Origin of the sequence: Actinomadura sp. KC216, from assembly GCF_004348535.1 — a bacterium.
Lineage (GTDB): Bacteria > Actinomycetota > Actinomycetes > Streptosporangiales > Streptosporangiaceae > Spirillospora.
Genome location: NZ_SMJX01000570.1, coordinates 1 through 2,340 on the forward strand (window position 1 = coordinate 1; position 2,340 = coordinate 2,340).

Below are 2,340 nucleotides of genomic sequence, written 5' to 3' on the forward strand. Positions count from 1 at the left end.
CGGCTTCCTGCCGCTCGACCTTTTCGAGAGAGCCATCTGGGGCGTAGGACAGGCGGCAGTAGATTCCTGCGTTCTGCGGCATGGACGACATGGCGAAAGTATAGGTACCTTCTGGCCTATGAGCACTGCTACTTCGGAACCTCTGACTTCGCCGACCACCAGGCGGTCGGGGCGCATGCGTAGGGCTTGGCGGACCAGGTCGTTCAAGGTCACGCCCCCTGCCCCCTCCATGTTGGGCGGGCGGGCCTCCAGCCGGACCACGTGCGGGTGGGACGGTCTCAGTTCGGCGGAGTCTTCCACCAGGACCAGCCGTTCGGCGGGATCGACCATCGAGAGCAATGCGCTCAGGACGGTCGTCTTTCCTGAACCGGTACCTCCGGTGATCAAGAAGGCGGTGCGGGACTCGATCAGGGCGGCGAGCAGTTCCGCTCCCTTGGGCGGCACGGTGCGTGCCGCTGTCAGCTCGTCCAGGGTGAAGGCGCGGCGGCGCGGGAGGCGCAGGGAGATGCATGTCCCGGTGGCTGCGACGGGTGGGAGGACGGCGTGCAGGCGCACCCCGCCGGGGAGCCTGGCGTCGGCGTAGGGGGACGCGTCGTCGAGGCGTCGACCTGCGGCGGCGGTGAGGCGCTGGGCCAGGCGGCGGACGGACTGCTCGTCGGGGAAGCGGAGGGCCGTACGGACGAGGCCTGTGCCTGTGTCGACCCATATCTCGTCTGGGCCGTTCACCAGGACGTCGGTGACGTCTTGGGAACGCAGGAGCGGCTCCAGGGGCCCGGCGCCCACGAAGTCGGCGTGTAACTCGTCGGCCAGCGTCAGGATCTCGCGGTCGCCGAGCAGGCGGTCCTCGGCGCGCAGTGCCGCGGCGACCCGGCCGGTGGTCGGTTCGCCGCCGGTGTCGGCCAGGCGGTCGCGGACGGCGTTGGAGAGGCTGGTCATGCGGCGGCCTCCTCCCGGTACGCGTACGGCTGGAGGGCGAGGTCTGCCAGGACGCCGCCGCAGTACTCGGCGAGCGGGCCCCTGCGGCAGGCGCGTTCGAGGCCGCCCTCGTCGATGGCGGCGGGGAGGCGGCGGTCGCGCTCGAAGGAACCGGCGGACGGGAGGTCGAGCGCGTGGACGACCGCGTCGGCCGTCAGCCCGCCCGGCGCGGGGCCCTGGACGACGAGGCGCACGTCGCTGGTGTGGCGGCGGAGCGCGGCGGCGAGGCCGTCGGCTGCGACGGTCGCGCGGACCTCGGCGGGGACCAGCAAGAACGTCACGTCTGCGGTGCGCAGGGCGGCGCGGCCGATATCGCCGGGGTAGCGCGGGACGTCCACGATGACCAGGTCGAAGCCGCGGACGGCCGCGTCGAACAGGGAGCGAGCGGCGTCGTCGGAGACGGGGACGGGCTCGCCGCGCCGCCACGACAGGACCGACAGGTCGCCGCACCGCGGGAGGGTCTCGCGGAGGGTGGCGGTGTTCAGCCGGCCTCGCCGTTCGGCGAGGTCGTGCCAGCGGACGCCCTCGTGTTCCTCCAGCCCGAGCATGAGGTCGATGCCGCCACCGTACGGGTCGGCGTCCACGAGCAGCGTGCGCAGGCCCTGGCCCGCCGCCGCGAGGCCGAGCGCGGTCGCGAGCACGCTGGCGCCCGCGCCGCCCCGGGAGCCGACGACGCTGAGGGTGGTGGCCCAGCCGCCTTCCGGTTCGCTCGCCGCGGCGAGCGCGTTGATCAGCCAGTCTTCGTGGTCGGGGAGCGCGGCGACGTCCTGCGCGCCGGCCTCGACCGCGAGGCGGTAGGACTCGGACGCCGCGCCCTCCCCGGTGACCAGGACGACGCCGGGCCTGCGCTGGAGACCGGCGGACGCCACGTCTTCGGCGACGTCCGCGCCCACCAGGATGAGGGCCGGCCACGTCCAGGCGGCCCTGGCCTCGTCGGCGCCGTAGGCGACCTCCGCGTGGACGTCGGCGGCGGCCGCGAGGCGGAGCAGGCCGTCGGCGAGGGCGGGGTCGCCCGTGACGATCAGTGCCGCAAGGTTCATCGGATGCCCCTTCAACGTTTCGGAGACATCCACCTTGCGGGCCGGGGAGGCGGCGGCGACCGACTTCCGCCAACTGTGGATAACTTCGGTCCGGCGGCACCGGCGGCAGGTCTGGCGGCGCGGAGCCGCGCCACTGTGGACGCCTCGATGGTGCCGGTGCCGTCAGCCCCGCGGCGGTCGTGGCGTTGGTGGCGGTCGGCGGCGGACGTTGTGGTCGTGGCTGTAGGCGGTGCCTACAGGTTGGTAGTGCCGTGGTGTGAGGACGCTTGGGTGGTGCCGGGCGTTGCATGCGGCCGCCGTGTGAAAGGGGGGCCGGGTGTGGGTG

The 2,340-nt window shown here is 73.4% G+C and carries 2 protein-coding genes; both read right to left on the reverse strand.

The genetic code is table 11. The features are described 5' to 3' along the window. A partial coding sequence (locus tag E1264_RS42020; RefSeq protein ID WP_132183080.1) for a TadA family conjugal transfer-associated ATPase occupies positions 1-936 on the reverse strand: 936 nt, incomplete at its 3' end. Beyond that, positions 933-2,015, reverse strand: coding sequence for a septum site-determining protein Ssd (ssd, locus tag E1264_RS42025; protein ID WP_132183082.1), 1,083 nt, complete (start codon positions 2,013-2,015; stop codon positions 933-935). The genes ssd and E1264_RS42020, both read right to left, overlap by 4 nt. Positions 2,016-2,340: the final 325 nt, after the last annotated feature.

Coding starts and splice junctions, on each gene's coding strand:
- ssd (WP_132183082.1), bottom strand. CDS start 2,015: ATGAACCTTGCGGCACTGATCGTCACGGGCGACCCCGCCCTCGCCGAC.